The organism is Flammeovirgaceae bacterium SG7u.111 (assembly GCA_034044135.1).
Taxonomy (GTDB): domain Bacteria; phylum Bacteroidota; class Bacteroidia; order Cytophagales; family Flammeovirgaceae.
Genome location: CP139021.1, coordinates 5,477,982 through 5,494,381 on the forward strand (window position 1 = coordinate 5,477,982; position 16,400 = coordinate 5,494,381).

Here is a 16,400-nt window from a genome sequence, read left to right on the forward strand (position 1 = left end):
GTGGAAAACACTTTTTCACATACTTTATACAATGGATTTGAAAAGACTATTTTTTATTTCATTCGCATGTTTAGCGCTCACTTGCTGTAAGACAGAGCAAGATAACACCCCTCGAATTACCGAAGATTTTAATTTCGATTGGAAATTCCACTTGGGCGATGTAGAAAGCTCCCAATCTGCCGATTTCCCAGACAACGAATGGACTGATGTACGCCTACCTCACGACTGGAGCATTGAAGTGGGATACCAACAAGAAAATACTGCTGCCAGTACTGGGTTTGTACCCGGAGGCATTGGTTGGTACCGAAAGAAATTCAAGCTATTCCCATCCGACGAAGGTAAAATAGTGAGCGTGATGTTTGATGGAGTGTACAACAACTCCAGCGTATGGATCAACGGTCATTTGCTGGGCACTCGACCTTATGGCTACAGCACATTTAGCTATGACCTCACCGATCATTTGGTATTTGATGGCACTGATAACGTGATAGCGGTAAAGGTTGACAGAACTACGTACGTGGACTCACGTTGGTACAGCGGATCGGGGATTTACCGAAAGGTGCAACTTATAAAAACTGCTCCCCTCCATGTTGCGCAATGGGGCGTGCAAATCACCACCCCTTCCGTTTCAGAGCAACTTGCCGAGGTAAATATCAAAACAAAACTCCAAAATGATGGGGCAGAAGATTTAGAAGAAATCGTATTGAATTATACCATTTCAGGTCCTAATGGGATGGTGGTTGCGCAAGCCCAACAAGCGGTAGCAAGTAGTGATTTAAAGGATAACAACACCAAGGTACAAATAGCTAAACCAAAGCTTTGGTCGATAGACACCCCTAGTCTTTACACACTCCATGTGAAGGTATTGCAAAAAGGGAATTTGGTGGATGAAACAAGTGAACGCTTTGGTATTCGTACTTTTAACTTCGATGCGGATAAAGGTTTTTCCTTGAATGGGGAATGGATGAAGATCAAAGGCGTGAATTTACACCACGATGCAGGCGCAGTTGGCGCTGCCGTTCCCAAAGGTATTTGGGTGTATAGAATAGAGAAATTAAAATCGATAGGTGTCAATGCAGTGCGTTTATCTCATAACCCACATGCCGTTGAGCTTATGGAAGTTTGCGACGAAATGGGCATGCTCGTAATGGCCGAAGCTTTTGATGAGTGGAGCAATCCTAAAGGAAAAAGCTTGGTTTATGTGGGCGATAATGCAGCACCAAAAGAAGCAGCCAGAGCCTATCCAGAAGTATTTAACAAATGGGCTGAAAAGGATTTGAAGGACTTGATATTGAGAGATTTTAACCACCCTTCTGTCATTATGTGGAGTATTGGAAATGAAATAGAATGGACATTTCCCTACTATGCAAAAACGTATACTGACGTAAATGGCAAAAGAGAGTACTATGCTTATTCACCCAATTACGACTCTCTTACAATTAAAACTGCATTTGATAAAAATACAGGAGGAGTCGATTCCTTAGCTTTAACTTCCAAACGCTTAGCCGATTGGGTAAAGGAAATGGATACAAGCCGCCCTGTAACTGCAGGAAGCGTTCACCCTTCTATTGCGCTAGCAAGTGGTTATGCACAAACTTTGGATGTTTTAGGTTTTAATTACCGTGCCATCGAATACGATGCTGCTCACGAGGCATATCCTGACCTAAAAATACTGGGTTCGGAAAACTGGGGGGCATATTCGGAATGGAAAAACTGTTTAGAGCGCGACTTTGTAGCAGGGATTTTTGCTTGGACAGGGTTCGCCTACCTTGGTGAAGCTGGTCCTTGGCCTCGCAAAGGGTTAGAAATTTCTTTCTTCGACTATGCCGGCTTCAAAACCCCAAGAGGACATTTCTTCGAATGCCTTTGGATAGATACACCGAAAGTATATACTGTAACCACTCCTACAGAGGAGTCAGAATATTCTTACACAAAAGACGATGATTGGAAGTTTGACATAAACTACTACAAACCTCCTTATTGGGCTCAATTGCGCCATTGGGAATGGTACAAGGTTTACCCCAAATGGAAATATACCGATAATGAACCTATTGTCGTACAAACCTACACCAATTGTGAAGAAGCAGAACTCTTCTTAAATGGCAGTTCGTTGGGCAAACAAAAACGTTCTGACTTCGGAGAGGATAACATCATCAAATGGTTAGTCCCCTACAGCGCAGGCGAATTGAAAGTAGTGGGGTACAATGGCGGTGAAAAAGCTACCGAATACTCTTTGAATACCAATGGAAAAGTTGCCAAAATTATTTTAAACACTAGCAAATCTACATTGAATGCAGATGGATATGAAGTAGCGGTGGTAACAGCCGAACTACTTGATGAAAATGGTATTTTGGTAACCGATGCAGATCAAGAAATAGCATTTGATATTACAGGTGAAATAAACAACATTGGTGTAGACAATGGCTGGGAGCGTTATGTCGGTTCTCATAAATCAACTACAATCAAGACCCACCAAGGAAAAGCAATTGTGATACTTCAAGCTACTAAAAAGCAAGGAACAGTAAGTATTAGCGCAACAAGTGAAGGCGCTTCGTCTGAAGCCTTATCTATTCTTGTGAAGTAAGATTGAAATTCCCTATCTTCATACAGAAGCAGTTTGGCTCGATATAAAGAGTTCAAATGCTTCTGCTTTTCTATGAAAAACCTATCTCCAATGCGCTATTATTCTCTAGTACTCGCTTTATTTCTATTTGCCACATTAAGCTGCCAATCTCAAACAGAAGAAATGCAAGAGTCTGAATGGAAAGGCTTCAAGCGCCTTGACTTTTCTCTAGATAAACGAGATGTACGATTGATCATTCCACCCAAACCTCTCAATGAAAAGCCTTGGGTTTGGCGAGCCCGTTTCCCTGATTATCACTCCGAATTAGATAGTCTCTTGGTTTCAGAAGGTTTCCATATTGCCTATATCAATACCGACAACCAGTTTGGAAGCCCAAAAGCAGGAGAGGTTTGGAATACTTTTTATGAGTATATGACCACTACTTATCAACTCCAAAAAAAGGTAGTACTTTCCTGCCATAGCAGAGGTGGTCTTTTCGTCTACAATTGGGCAAAGAAAAACCCTGAAAAAATAGCCTGCATTTATGCCGATGCACCTGTTTGTGATTTTAAAAGCTGGCCTGCAGGCTTTGGCAATAGTAAAGGTAGTAGAAACGATTGGCGGACCTTAAAAGCTGAATATGGATTTGGGTCGGATGAAGAAACTAAAGCTTTTGCCGATAACCCAATAGATAATCTTGAAGCTTTGGCAGCAGCAAAAGTGCCCATTTTGCATACTGTGGGCTTGCAAGACAAAGTTGTCCCTCCTGAAGAGAACAGTTTTTTATTGGTCAATAAATACATCCGTCTGGGTGGTTCGGCAATGGTAAGCCCTTGCACAGAAGGCGAGCAGAAATCGGAAGGTCACCATTACCCTATCGAGAATCCTAGGTTGATTGCTGATTTCATAAAATATCATGCAATAAAATATACTCATGCCCCCTGAATTCATCCTGATTTTAGCTTTATAAACGAACCAGTACAAAAAACCTTCATCCGAATGCAAAAGGCAACAAAAAAGCCCTGAATTTCTTCAGGGCTTTCGATATAAACTTCTCTTTTAAGAGACTTAGTTGCTCATTGTAATCTCTAGTGCTAAACCTCTAAGTTCGTGAACCAATACATTGAACGATTCAGGAATATTTGGTTTAGGTAAGTTCTCACCTTTCACAATAGCCTCGTAAGCTTTTGCCCTACCTACTACGTCATCCGACTTGATAGTCAAAATCTCTTGCAGTACGTTGGCAGCACCAAATGCTTCGAGTGCCCACACTTCCATCTCTCCAAAACGCTGACCACCAAATTGTGCTTTACCACCAAGAGGTTGTTGCGTAATAAGCGAGTATGGTCCGATTGAACGGGCGTGCATCTTATCATCTACCAAGTGACCTAGTTTCAGCATGTAAATCACACCTACGGTTACTGGCTGGTCAAATCTGTTTCCAGAAAGACCATCGGTAAGATACGCTCTACCAAATGCTGGCAAACCTGCTTCTTCAAGCTCTTTGCTCACCTCTTCTTCAGTAGCTCCGTCAAAGATTGGAGTAGCATATTTTTTACCCATTTTCAAACCAGCCCATCCAAGAATAGTCTCATAGATCTGACCGATGTTCATCCTTGAAGGTACACCAAGTGGGTTCAATACAATATCTACTGGGGTTCCATCATCAAGAAATGGCATATCCTCATCCCTTACTATTCTGGCTACAACCCCTTTGTTACCATGACGACCCGCCATTTTATCACCTACTCTCAACTTACGTTTCTTAGCGATGTAAACTTTGGCCAATCTTACGATACCTGCAGGAAGTTCGTCTCCAACTTCTAGAGTAAACCTATCACGTTTGAAGAAACCAGTAATTTCATTACGTTTCTTGATATAGTTTTTCACCATATCAGAAATCAAATTATTTACCCTTTCATCTTCTGTCCAGTTGTCAAGCAACACATCAGCGATGAGGTTAGACTCAGCATCTACTGCAAAGTTACTTTCATCTCTGTATGGGTTCTCCTCTGGGAAGAGGTTCGCTCTAATATTAGCTTCGTTGAACTTCACACCTTTACTGATGATCTCTTCACCAAACTTATGCCTTACCCCTAAAGAAGTATGACCTTCTAGCAAGGTTACCAGTTTTCTGACCATCTTCTCTTTCACAGCGGTCAAATCTCTGCTAAATTTCGCTTTTAGGTTTTCAACCTCTTTCTTAGAGCGAGCTCTTAAATCTTTATCTTTCTTAGGTCTTGAGAAAAGCTTGGTGTCAATTACCACACCTCTTAGTGACGGAGAAGCTTTCATTGAAGCATCTTTCACATCACCAGCTTTATCACCAAAGATTGCACGAAGAAGTTTTTCCTCAGGAGTAGGATCACTTTCTCCTTTAGGAGTAATCTTACCAATTAGGATATCTCCTTCTTTCACCTCAGCACCTACACGGATAATACCGTTTTCGTCAAGGTTTCTTACAGCTTCCTCACTTACGTTAGGAATTTCAGAAGTAAGCTCCTCTTCTCCACGTTTAGTATCTCTAACTTCTAGTTCAAATTCATCAATATGAATTGAAGTAAAGATATCGTCTCTAACTACTTTCTCTGAGATTACAATAGCATCCTCAAAGTTGTACCCTTGCCACGGCATAAATGCAACCATCATGTTGCGACCAAGTGCAAGCTCACCTTTTTCAGTAGCGTAGCCATCACAAAGAACTTGTCCTTTCTTCACTTTGTCACCTCTAACTACTAGTGGCTTCAAGTTAACACAAGTATCTTGGTTGGTTCTTCTAAATTTAGTAAGTGGATGAGCCACTACTTCGTCATCGAAGCTAGCCAATTGCTGATCATCAGAAAGGTCGTATTTGATCTTGATAACTGTAGAGTCAACAAAATCAACTACACCATCTTCTTTTGCTCTTAGTACAGATCTAGAATCGGTAGCAACTCTACCTTCTAAGCCAGTACCTACTATAGGAGCCTGAGCTCTCAACAATGGAACTGCTTGACGCTGCATGTTCGATCCCATCAAGGCACGGTTAGCATCATCATGTTCCAAGAAAGGAATCATAGATGCCGCAACCGATACAATTTGATTAGGAGCAACATCCATATAAGAAACATCCTCAGGACCTTTCAATGGGAAGTCGCCTTCAAACCTGGTTTTTACAATGCTGTTCTCAAAATCACCTTTATCACTCAAAGGAGCATTTGCCTGAGCAATAAAGTGATCATCTTCCTCCTCAGCACTCAAATATTCTACCTGCTCCGTCATATCTACTTTACCATTACCTACCTTTCTATAAGGAGTTTCGATAAAGCCCATTGAGTTTACTTTCGCATAAACACAAAGAGAAGAGATAAGACAAATGTTTGGTCCTTCAGGAGTCTCAATCGTACACAAACGACCGTAGTGAGTGTAGTGAACATCACGCACCTCAAAACCAGCCCTTTCCCTAGAAAGCCCACCAGGACCTAGTGCAGAAACCCTACGCTTGTGAGTTACCTCGGCAAGCGGGTTGGTCTGATCCATGAACTGAGAAAGTTGGTTAGTACCGAAGAATGAGTTGATCACAGAAGAAAGTGTCCTAGCGTTGATCAAATCAACAGGTTTGAAATCTTCGTTATCTCTCACATTCATTCTCTCTTTGATAGTCCTTGCCATCCTTGCAAGACCAACACCAAATTGAGAATAAAGCTGCTCACCTACCGTTCTTACACGCCTGTTACTCAAGTGGTCAATATCATCGACTACCGCTTTTGAGTTGATAAGCGTGATGAGGTATTTAACGATGCTGATAATATCAACCTTGGTAAGTACTTTAGTTGAAATATCAGTATCAGAATTAAGTTTCTTATTGATTCTGTAGCGACCAACTTCACCCAAATCGTACCTCTTATCACTAAAGAAAAGGTTTTGGATGATATCACGAGCAGTTTGCTCATCAGGCGCTTCAGTGTTCCTAAGTTGCCTATAGATTTGCTCAACTGCCTCTTTTTCAGAGTTTGAGTTATCTTTTTGAAGCGTGTTGTAGATAATGGTGTAATCGGCGATGTTGATATCAGCCCTGTGAAGGATGATAGAAGAAACACCAGAATCCAATATCATGTCGATATCTTCTTCTGTAACTACCGAATCCCTTTCCATCAATACCTCGTTACGGTCGATAGAAACAACTTCGCCAGTATCTTCATCTACAAAGTCTTCAGTCCATGTCTTCAAAACCCTTGCAGCCAACCTACGGTCAACTACTTTTTTAAGGTTCTTCTTGTTGGCCTCTACTTCCTCAGAAAGACCGAAAAGATCAAGAATATCTTTGTCAGAACCCCAACCAATTGCCCTAAGCAATGTAGTTACAGGGAACTTTTTCTTACGGTCTATGTAAGCGTACATGACGTTGTTCACATCAGTAGCAAATTCAATCCAAGAACCTTTAAAAGGAATTACCCTAGCAGAATAAAGCTTTGTACCGTTAGTGTGCTTGCTTTGCGCAAAGAACACCCCTGGAGAACGGTGAAGCTGTGAAACGATAACCCTTTCGGCACCGTTGATCACGAACGAACCTTTCTCAGTCATGTATGGGATATTCCCCAAGAACACTTCTTGCTCTATAGTCTCAAAATCGTCGTTGTCCTCATCGTTGCAAGAAAGCCTCAACTTAGCTTTCAATGGAACAGAGTAGGTCAGACCACGATCTATCGACTCATCCACCGAATATTTAGGCGGATCGACAGTGTAATCGATGAATTCCAACACAAAATTCTCCCTCGAATCCGAAATAGGAAAGTTCTCTGCAAATACTTGGTAGAGTCCTTCTTTCATTCGCTTCTCAGGCGGTGTATCTAATTGGAAAAAATCCGTGAAAGATCTGAATTGCAGATCCAAAAAATCAGGATAGTCCAACACTTTTTTAATTGATGCAAAAGATTTCCTTCCGTCTGTAGTCACCAAGGTTTTATTATTTTTTGGTTTTAAGAAAATACGCTGTTACTCAATTCCGTACGACATACCGTGCCCTAGGACACGTGTTTTCGATAGGGAATTAACGTGCGAAATTAAACCTATTCCCACTAAAACACAAAGGAATATCTATATTTATTAAATAAAGGTTATTTCACACAAGAGCAATACAACAATTTTACATTGTTAAAAACACAACTAATACGCCGGTTCAAAAATTCGAAACAGTTTAGAACAGGTAGTGTTATGTTTATAGCAGATATAAAAAATGGCTTACAAACCCTCCTCCATGACACCAAGTACAAATGAGCAACTAATTATTTTTGTAAAAAACCCTCAAATGGGACATGTAAAAACCCGATTAGCTCTCGAAACTTCCCCCCCTATCGCACTTACATTATATAAGAGGTTATTAGCCTACACCCAAGAAGCTACTAAAGGACTGCCCTTCAAAAAATCAGTTTGGTACGACCAAAAAATAGACTACGAAGACCTTTGGTCAAACCAGTCATTTGAAAAGGCTGTACAACGTGGCGATGGGCTAGGCTCTCGAATGGCTGGTGCATTTTTATCTGCATTTACAGGAGGAGCAAAAAAGGTGGCGATCATCGGCAGTGATTGCCCGTACATAACCGAGGAAATTATAAAAGAGGCTTTTCATAGCCTAGACACTCACGACGCCGTAATTGGTCCAGCCTTGGATGGCGGGTATTATCTCATAGGCCTGAAAAAACCTTTTGAACAAGCGTTTCTGAACAAACCATGGAGTACGCCAAGCGTTTTGCAGCTCACAATTTCCGATTTCCAAGAAGCTGGGCTCTCCTATCATTTGCTAGAAGAGCTAAGCGACCTGGATACTTACGATGACCTGCAAAATTGTGATTGGCTATATAAGGAGTTTAAAGAAATAGTAAGCCGAGCTAACCCTCCACAGCTATGAGGGAAATTTCTACCTGCACATTTTTAGGCAAACAGCTTACCTCCACGGTTTCTCTAGCGGGGTATTTTCCGTCAAAATAAGATCCATATATTTCGTTTACAACAGCAAAGTTTGCCATATCGGCAAGGAAGATACTGCATTTCACTACGTTCTTAAAACCTAGCCCTGCTTCCTCTAAAATCAAGCCTAGATTTTTCATCACTTGGTGAGCTTCAGTTTCCACATCTTTGTTCATAAGTTTGCCAGTACTGCCATCTATGCAAATCTGGCCCGACACATACAAAGTACCATTCGCCATCACGGCCTGATTATAAGGGCCAATAGGCTGGCCTGCTTTAGGGGTATTTATTATGTTAGCCATCAGAATGTTGTTTTGATTTTTAAAATTGAGTTTGAATTGGGGAAATTAGAGAAAATCCTTGAAAACTTTACAGATATCATCCAAACCGTTCTTAAAATATTCCGTATATTGAACCATGCTCAAGAAAGCCCGTAACATTTATAAACAAGGGGATTGAAGCGTATTAATTGAATTTTAATTGTAAAACTATAAACCAAATGTATTATGGACAATGGTAATAATATTGGGACTTTTTTTGTGGGCGTCCTACTTGGCGCAACAGTAGGAGCTGCTACCGCACTTCTTATGGCACCCGACAAAGGAAAAAGAACCAGAAAGAAAATCAACAGAAAACTAAGAGACTTGAATGACGACCTCCAAGAGCTTGTAGACAAAGGAAAAGATTCTTTTGACCACATCACCGAGGATGTGGAAAGCAACCTCAATACCATTGCCAAACGGGGCAAAAGACTGGTTCAAAAGTAATTTGAAAAAGGGGATGGCTTACACCATCCCCCTTTTTGTTTGCCCACTGCCCTGTTTATATTTTCAACTTCAGCCCATCATAGGCAAGGTTGATATGCTCTGGCAATGATTTGCACATCTCTTCATGAAAGCCCATCCGGTAGCTTATATGCGTAAAAAAGGCTTTTTCAGGCTGTATTTGCTCCACTATTGCCAATGCCTCATCGAGAGTGAGGTGTGAAATATGGGACTGAGGCTGCAACGCATTCAGCACTAATACTTTTGTCCCTTTTATCTTCTCCATCTCCTTTTCGCTTATCGTTTTCGCATCAGTGATGTAGGTAAAATCTTTGATTCGGAAACCTAGTACTGGCAGCTTGTAGTGCATCACCTCAATAGGCGTCACTTTGGTCTCTCCCACATAAAACTCCTCCTCGGCTGAAATCTCCTTGATATTTACCGAAGCAATCCCTGGATATTTATTTTCCGCAAACATGTAGGAATACTCCATTTTCAGGTGCTTTATCACCTCTTGGTTGGCAAAAACGGGAATATCATTTTTCTGCCTGAAATAAAACGGGCGGATATCGTCCAGCCCTGCCACATGATCTTTATGATGATGCGTAAACAAAACTGCATCTAATTTTTTTACATGCTCACGAAGCATTTGTTGGCGAAAATCCGGACCAGTGTCCACTACAATATTCTGTCCGTCCACTTCTATCATGATAGAAGAGCGCAGCCTTTTGTCCCTAAAATCTATCGATAAGCAAACTGGTTCTTCACAGCCAATAAACGGTACGCCTTGGGAGGTACCTGTCCCCAAAAAAGTCACCTTCAAAATATGAATAAGTTAAGTCTCCAACAATCAAAGCCCTTCAACCTCGCAGGTTTTCAGAACTTCTCGAAATTAGGTAAAAATCTCCAAATACAAACAGCCTGTGCGGCAGGAAGGTTTCTGGAAAGAGGAAATGGTGTCAATCCAAGAGTAAATTGTTTTTTACCTATGGGAGACAAGCCATCAAGTATCAAACTATTGGGCTATAATTGCTAATAAGACTTATATTGAACCTTAATGAATATAATCACAGAAGAGATTGAGCACGAATTGATAAAAGCAATGGATACTTTTGTGCTTACTGCTAGAATGCTTATCCAAAAACTTATAATAGAAACTTCTCAACCTGAGATTGAAAGGGTCAAAAGAGGAGAATATCACTTAATTGAAGATGCGGAATTATTGAATGGGAAAGACACATTAAATGACAGTTGGGATTTTTTTATTCATGGAGAGCATTGCCTTTTTGAAAATAGAGTAACAGGACAAAAAATTGAAGTCTCACTTGGAGATCACGAATTTATAGAAAATTTAGACCCGTATTTTTTCTATGATTTTCTAAGAACAACAGAGAGCCTACATCACTTAACCCAATATTTTGAGGATTCATTTAGTAGTGTACTCGATTTTTTTAATAGCCTTGTAAATAAAGGATGTATGGTACGTATCTATAAAAATGAGTATAGGAAAAATGACAAAAGATGAGTTCATAAATATTATTAGAGAAGGTTCGGTGGATAAAAAACATCAAGTAATTCAAGATGCTGACCCCACCTTTTTTGACGATACCTTGTTCAATATTCTTGTTTCACAACTTGAGAATGCAGATTATCGGGTACGATTCTCCGCTCTTTATTACCTTATTGATAAATTTTCAAAAGAGCTATCTGAGCCCACAGATGAACTTGCAAACCTTATGGTGAAATTGTTAAAAGATAAAGCCATTGTTATTGATAGAGCAGCATGGGCGCTAAGTATTATGGGAGAAATCGGTCTGAACAAACTGTTTAAAAATGCACACACAAAAGATTCAAAACTAAGAAGAAATGTAATTTGGGCAATTGGAAGAAATACTAACCTTAATTTGAAAAAGGAAAAAGCTATTCAAATATTAATGGAGGGCATTCAAGATAAAAATGAGGAGATTAGATTTACCTCCATGTGTTCTTTAATAGATATAAGTCCCTTAAGAAATGATGACTACTACATGATCAAAGGTTATGATTTTACTGAAGTTTACAAGAAGATGAAAGCAACCGCCAAATACTTCATGGAATCAGACAATGAATCGCATAGGGATTTTGGTAAAAGGTATTTTATTTGGATTGAAGAAGAAAAAAAATAGACCTATGCCTTTCTTTAAGAACATTTTCAGCTCCAAAAAGTCAAAAATGATTGATAAAAATAATAGGAATATAAAACTGAGTGACTCTTTCAGCTTAAAACCCTTTTCAATACTTGAAGCAGTAGAAAACCAGCACCTTAGTAAACAACAAGAAATTCGGGATATGGGGAATGGTTGGGTATGGCTTGATGTAAAAAATGTGAAGGTAAGAGGCAACTGTTTTATCTTCTCTTTATGCTTTCTGAATAAAGAGTTAGTTGAGCTATCATTCATAATTCAAGATAACCCATTCGAATTAAATCCTTCGTGGAATTCTTGGAATAAACAAGCCGAACAAAATAAACTGAAACACCATCAAAAATGGCTAAAAAAAGAGCTGGGCAATGAAAGAGATTTTCATTGGGGAAAAACATGGGTAAATTATGACTCTAAAGGAGGCTTTAGTTCAATTGGAATACGGTATAGTAAAAACTAAAATAGCCACCATATAAATCTAAATTCTCTCTAAAAAAACTCCTTGCCCCAACACCAAAAATCCAATACCTTTGGAACAAGGCTACACGCCCCTCTCAAGTCTTATTTTTTTGAAAGATCAAAAACACAAATGAACATTAAGGAAGCACTGCTGGAAGAACACTCGAAAGAGCAAATGCTACTAATAGCCAAGTACATTGGCGAAAACGAAGAACGTTTGGCTGAACTAATGGAGGTATTCTTAAAAGGTGAACCAAAAGTACAGCAGCGGTCAGCCTGGGCGCTTTATACTACCTTCGAGAAATATAACCTCAAAAAACTGATCTTGCCCTATTTGGCAGAAATGATCAACCTGCTGGACAAACCTGTACACGATGCAGTGGTGAGAAATACGGTGCACATCATGGAAGTGGTAGATATTCCCACGGAGCTGCACGGCGAAGCAGTTGACCAATGTTTCAAACTACTGATGGACAACAACAGCCCCATTGCCATCAAGGCCTTTTCTATGACGGTGATCTACAATGTCTCCCAGCATTTCCCCGAGCTCAAAAATGAACTGAAACTGGTGATAGAAGACCTACTCCCCTACGCCTCGCCCGGACTTCGCAACCGTGGCGGGAAAATCCTCAAAAAGCTTTGCAAGGAAATAGAATAAATCACATAGCGAGCCTTCGAGTGATGGCTTGGTCCACCTTTTCATAAAAAACGGTAGGCTTAAGGGTACGCCAGTTATCTATCTCCAGATTTCCACCAAAGTTGATGTACCAGTCTATATTGTACTTCTTCCATTCGTCCACCACAAATTCTCTAAAATTGACCGCAGCAATCCACCCCTCCTCTACGTCTTCAAACCATTCTTCGTAATAGCAGTCGTCCGAACCGTGGAAGTTCATTACATTTTCTCCTATAAGGATGAATTTGTTGATCCCTTTTTTTACCATCGGATCTATTATGTTCCGCTTCAAAAACATCACATCGTTGTGAAGGGTATCGTTCCATTCTCCCAACATTTCTATCACCACATAGCCTTGCTCATAGTGAGCAAAAAGGATCTTCAAATAGAGTGTTTCCGAGCCGATAAAATCCCAAAACGGATGGATGTAATAGCCATAAATTGCCTCAGAATACCTGTCTTGGTACTCCTTCCCAAAAAACGGGGATTTCTCATCCAGATGCGAAACATAGTACTTATTCCACCTTATGTAAGGCTCTATTTCGTGCATAATATCGTAAGGCTATATTAAATAATCCTGCCTAAAGTGTTTGTTAGCAATTTCTCTCCATACAAATATAGTAAAAGGAAAATTGGGCTTCAATGCCTTTCCATAGTTTAACCTAAAGTTTAAAAATCCAATAATCTCATTTAAAAAGCCACAGCAAAAAACAATCTTTTTACAGCACAAACACGATGTTGATCAAATAAACTGCAGCAATGCACATCTTTTCCATTACAAGCTATAACTTTGCACTTTGAAATACATCAAACTGATGAAAGTAGATAATAGCACACTTGAGAAAATAGCGCATCTTTCCCGCCTTTATCTTGATGAAAAAGAGGAAGGCAAGATGTTGGAAAGCCTCAACGAGATTGTGGAATGGATGGACAAGCTCCGTGAAGTAGATACCGAAAACGTAGAGCCACAAACTCACATGACCCGTGAGGTGAATATACTACGCGAGGACAAGGTGATTGAACACTTACCAAGGGAACAAGGTTTGGTAAATGCGCCTAAGCACGATGGAGAATATTTTAGAGTACCAAAAGTGAAGGAATAAGCCTTTCGCTTAAGTACGACAGGACAGCAAACTACACCAACAGATGTTCAATTGGGCATTTGTCTTGGTGTTTTTCTTTTATAAAACCAATAAATTTTGCGTAGGTAGCGCAAAATTCAACAAGAATGCTAAACAGCGGATACGTACCGCTTCACCAATAAAAATACAGATTATGGCAAATATAGTGGCAATAGTAGGAAGGCCTAACGTAGGCAAATCAACCCTTTTCAATAGGTTGGTAGAAGAAAGAGATGCCATCATTGATAACCAAAGTGGCGTTACCCGTGACCGCCATTACGGTCAAGCGGAATGGGTTGGAAAACCCTTCACCGTAATAGATACGGGTGGATATGTGACAGGTAGCGAAGATATATTTGAAGCAGCTATCCGCGAGCAAGTGGAGATTGCCATCCGTGAAGCAAAAGTGATCCTTTTTGTGGTCGATTGCCAAACAGGGCTTACCGGACTTGACAAAGATTTTTCCAGGGTATTGCGCCATACGGACAAACCCGTCTACGTAGTAGCCAATAAAGCTGACAATACCGAAGCTATGTACATGGCCAGCGAATTCTATGAACTTGGCTACGATAAAATATACCCTGTCTCGGCTATGAGCGGCTCTGGAAGCGGTGAGTTGCTCGACGACATGAGCCAACACATAGACCCTCCTGAAGACGACGAAGCTCCCGAAATTCCACGGATTTCTGTAGTTGGCCGCCCTAATGTGGGCAAATCGTCTTTTGTGAACTTATTACTCAACCAAGAGCGTAGCATCGTAACCAATATTGCTGGTACTACACGCGACTCGGTGGATGGGCATTACAATGCTTTCGGTAAAGAATTCATCCTTACTGATACGGCCGGAATCAGGAGAAAGGCAAAAGTTTCGGAGAATATTGAATTTTATTCGGTACTCCGCGCCATCAAAGCCATCGAAAACTCCGATGTATGTATCGTGATGATAGATGCCACCCGTGGCTTAGAAGCACAAGACCTGAACATCATTTTCCAAGCACAAAAGCACAAAAAGGGCATCATCATTATGATGAACAAATGGGATTTGATAGAAAAAGAAAACAACACTGCTAAAGAAGTAGAAGCCGAGATAAAAGGGAAATTGGCTCCGAACGACTATATCCCTATCATTTTCACTTCGGTACTTACCAAACAGCGGGTTTTCAAGGCAATTGAAAAGGCGATAGATGTGTATGAAAATAGGACGAAGAAAATCGCTACATCTAAGCTAAACGAGGCTATGCTTGCCGAAATAGAGCGTACACCCCCTCCTTCTGTAAAGGGTAAGTATATCAAAATCAAGTACGTAACTCAACTACCTACCTATACCCCTACATTTGCCTTTTTCTGCAACCATCCAAAATATGTGAAAGAGTCATACGTTCGCTTCTTAGAAAACAGACTACGCAAACACTTTAACTTCGAAGGAGTACCTATCAACGTTTTTCTAAGAAAAAAGTAATTATTTCTTTAAATAGTTAAATAAAAGGATTAACTTGAGGTTGCTTCTCAATTATATAAATAATGTTATCATGAAAAAAATACTAACATTATCGGTGATTGGATGCATGTTCGCATTCGTCACCATAAGGACTGTAGAGAGTAAGAATGATAAAAGTGATGTTGAGCAAAGCTCATTGAACTTACTAAAAAGAGGTGCAGTGTCTTCCGCCCCAGATACCATCAGCGCCAACATTGAAAAAGGGCAAGCCATCCAAGAAAAAGACTAACTCACCAAACAAAAAGAAGGCTACTTCACGACCGTTATCGCCAAACAAAACAAATAACAAACTACTTCCGAAACTTGTTGTGTAGCTCCTAGGCAATCGCCAGTGTAGCCGCCAATCCATTTCGTGAAATACCAACCTAAGTAGCCTTTCATCAGCAACAGTGGTACCAGTACCAAAGCAAACAAAACGTCGCCAAAGAGCAACAGTGGACTCAAGCCAAAAATCAATGCAATTAGGAGGTTTTTCCAACTGAGTTTTTTGGCGATGGGCTTTGCTTTGCTCAATTCATCTTCCCGTACATAGCTATGAGTAAAGATGAAAGAAGCTGCTAATAAACGACTTATCGGATGAGCTAGCAATAAAACCAACACCAATTTTCCTGGAGAAACATCGCCTATTTCGACTAGGACAGTATACTTAAGCAAAAGCAGGAGTGTCGTCCCAATCATACCGTATGCACCTATCCTACTATCTTTCATAATGGTAAGTATCCGCTCTTTTTCCCAACCTCCCCCAAAACCATCACACACATCGGCAAAGCCATCTTCGTGGAAAGCACCCGTGACCAAAACTGAGACAATCATGGAAAGCAAAATGCTCACGCTGAGGGGCAAGACAAGCTGGAAAGCGTAAAAAACTCCTGCCGAAACCCCTCCTACTATCCATCCAATGAGTGGAAAATACCGAGTAGCCGCATTGAGCAAACTAGGATCGTTCCCTGCCCAAGAAGACGGCACGGGAATGCGGGTGTAAAACATGAGGGAAGTAAAAAAAATATGAAATTCTTTCTTCATAGTATGCTGTGCTGAACGTAGTTTCAAGCAGCAATGTTAATCTATTTCACTTGGAGGGAAAAATGATTGTTGTCAGTTTAGCAGTAAGAAACATCCCTTAATTTGACGTCTGTTTTAGTTAAAGCAATGTGAATTGTATATTTGAAAGAAATCAGCAAAACCTATATCAA

16 protein-coding genes are annotated in these 16,400 nt (G+C 40.4%); 11 read left to right on the forward strand and 5 right to left on the reverse strand.

All coding sequences use genetic code 11. The features are described from left to right. The first annotated feature begins 31 nt into the window (after window positions 1-31). A complete protein-coding gene (locus R9C00_21290; GenBank protein ID WPO34238.1) occupies window positions 32-2,584 on the forward strand; it encodes a glycoside hydrolase family 2 TIM barrel-domain containing protein in 2,553 nt (850 codons plus the stop codon). Between the two features lie 72 nt (window positions 2,585-2,656). Then, on the forward strand, window positions 2,657-3,508 hold the full coding sequence (locus R9C00_21295) for a prolyl oligopeptidase family serine peptidase (GenBank protein WPO34239.1): 852 nt from the start codon (window positions 2,657-2,659) through the stop codon (window positions 3,506-3,508). Between the two features lie 123 nt (window positions 3,509-3,631). On the opposite strand, the gene rpoB is transcribed toward R9C00_21295, so the two are convergent. Continuing rightward, complete coding sequence (gene rpoB / locus R9C00_21300; protein ID WPO34240.1) at window positions 3,632-7,501, reverse strand: DNA-directed RNA polymerase subunit beta; 3,870 nt, start codon at window positions 7,499-7,501, stop codon at window positions 3,632-3,634. 277 nt (window positions 7,502-7,778) lie between these two features. Between rpoB and R9C00_21305 the strand changes: the two genes are divergently transcribed. After that, the gene (locus R9C00_21305; protein WPO34241.1) at window positions 7,779-8,450 is read left to right on the forward strand and encodes a TIGR04282 family arsenosugar biosynthesis glycosyltransferase; all 672 of its coding nucleotides are present in this window, start codon (window positions 7,779-7,781) and stop codon (window positions 8,448-8,450) included. Here the strand turns inward: R9C00_21305 and R9C00_21310 are convergent. After that, on the reverse strand, window positions 8,431-8,814 hold the full coding sequence (locus tag R9C00_21310) for a RidA family protein (GenBank protein ID WPO38784.1): 384 nt from the start codon (window positions 8,812-8,814) through the stop codon (window positions 8,431-8,433). The genes R9C00_21305 and R9C00_21310 overlap by 20 nt on opposite strands. Window positions 8,815-9,015: 201 nt before the next feature. On the opposite strand from R9C00_21310, the gene R9C00_21315 reads away from it, so the two are divergent. After that, on the forward strand, window positions 9,016-9,276 hold the full coding sequence (locus R9C00_21315) for a YtxH domain-containing protein (protein WPO34242.1): 261 nt from the start codon (window positions 9,016-9,018) through the stop codon (window positions 9,274-9,276). Between the two features lie 55 nt (window positions 9,277-9,331). Here R9C00_21315 and R9C00_21320 read toward each other — a convergent pair whose 3' ends face one another. Continuing rightward, a complete protein-coding gene (locus tag R9C00_21320) occupies window positions 9,332-10,096 on the reverse strand; it encodes an MBL fold metallo-hydrolase (GenBank protein ID WPO34243.1) in 765 nt (254 codons plus the stop codon). Between the two features lie 234 nt (window positions 10,097-10,330). Here R9C00_21320 and R9C00_21325 point away from each other — a divergent pair, with 234 nt between their 5' ends. The 4 genes from R9C00_21325 to R9C00_21340 all read left to right on the forward strand — a co-directional run bounded on the left by R9C00_21325 (window position 10,331) and on the right by R9C00_21340 (window position 12,570). Then, window positions 10,331-10,798 carry a hypothetical protein gene (locus R9C00_21325; protein ID WPO34244.1) on the forward strand — a complete coding sequence of 156 codons (468 nt, stop codon included), beginning with the start codon at window positions 10,331-10,333 and terminating at the stop codon, window positions 10,796-10,798. Further along, on the forward strand, window positions 10,770-11,438 hold the full coding sequence (locus R9C00_21330; protein WPO34245.1) for a HEAT repeat domain-containing protein: 669 nt from the start codon (window positions 10,770-10,772) through the stop codon (window positions 11,436-11,438). Before R9C00_21325 ends, R9C00_21330 begins: the two co-directional genes overlap by 29 nt. 46 nt (window positions 11,439-11,484) lie before the next feature. Next, the gene (locus R9C00_21335) at window positions 11,485-11,913 is read left to right on the forward strand and encodes a hypothetical protein (GenBank protein WPO34246.1); all 429 of its coding nucleotides are present in this window, start codon (window positions 11,485-11,487) and stop codon (window positions 11,911-11,913) included. 129 nt (window positions 11,914-12,042) lie between these two features. Next, window positions 12,043-12,570 carry a hypothetical protein gene (locus R9C00_21340; GenBank protein WPO34247.1) on the forward strand — a complete coding sequence of 176 codons (528 nt, stop codon included), beginning with the start codon at window positions 12,043-12,045 and terminating at the stop codon, window positions 12,568-12,570. Window position 12,571: 1 nt separating this feature from the next. On the opposite strand, the gene R9C00_21345 is transcribed toward R9C00_21340, so the two are convergent. After that, complete coding sequence (locus R9C00_21345) at window positions 12,572-13,138, reverse strand: hypothetical protein (protein WPO34248.1); 567 nt, start codon at window positions 13,136-13,138, stop codon at window positions 12,572-12,574. Between the two features lie 265 nt (window positions 13,139-13,403). On the opposite strand from R9C00_21345, the gene gatC reads away from it, so the two are divergent. The 3 genes from gatC to R9C00_21360 all read left to right on the forward strand — a co-directional run bounded on the left by gatC (window position 13,404) and on the right by R9C00_21360 (window position 15,436). Beyond that, on the forward strand, window positions 13,404-13,691 hold the full coding sequence (gatC, locus tag R9C00_21350) for an Asp-tRNA(Asn)/Glu-tRNA(Gln) amidotransferase subunit GatC (protein WPO38785.1): 288 nt from the start codon (window positions 13,404-13,406) through the stop codon (window positions 13,689-13,691). A gap of 172 nt (window positions 13,692-13,863) precedes the next feature. Continuing rightward, window positions 13,864-15,168, forward strand: a complete 1,305-nt coding sequence (gene der, locus R9C00_21355; GenBank protein WPO34249.1) for a ribosome biogenesis GTPase Der — start codon at window positions 13,864-13,866, stop codon at window positions 15,166-15,168. A 70-nt stretch (window positions 15,169-15,238) separates the two neighbouring features. Then, on the forward strand, window positions 15,239-15,436 hold the full coding sequence (locus R9C00_21360) for a hypothetical protein (GenBank protein WPO34250.1): 198 nt from the start codon (window positions 15,239-15,241) through the stop codon (window positions 15,434-15,436). 20 nt (window positions 15,437-15,456) lie between these two features. Here R9C00_21360 and R9C00_21365 read toward each other — a convergent pair whose 3' ends face one another. After that, entirely contained in the window at window positions 15,457-16,230 is a 774-nt protein-coding gene (locus R9C00_21365) for an adenosylcobinamide-GDP ribazoletransferase (GenBank protein ID WPO34251.1), read from the reverse strand. Window positions 16,231-16,400 lie beyond the last annotated feature (170 nt).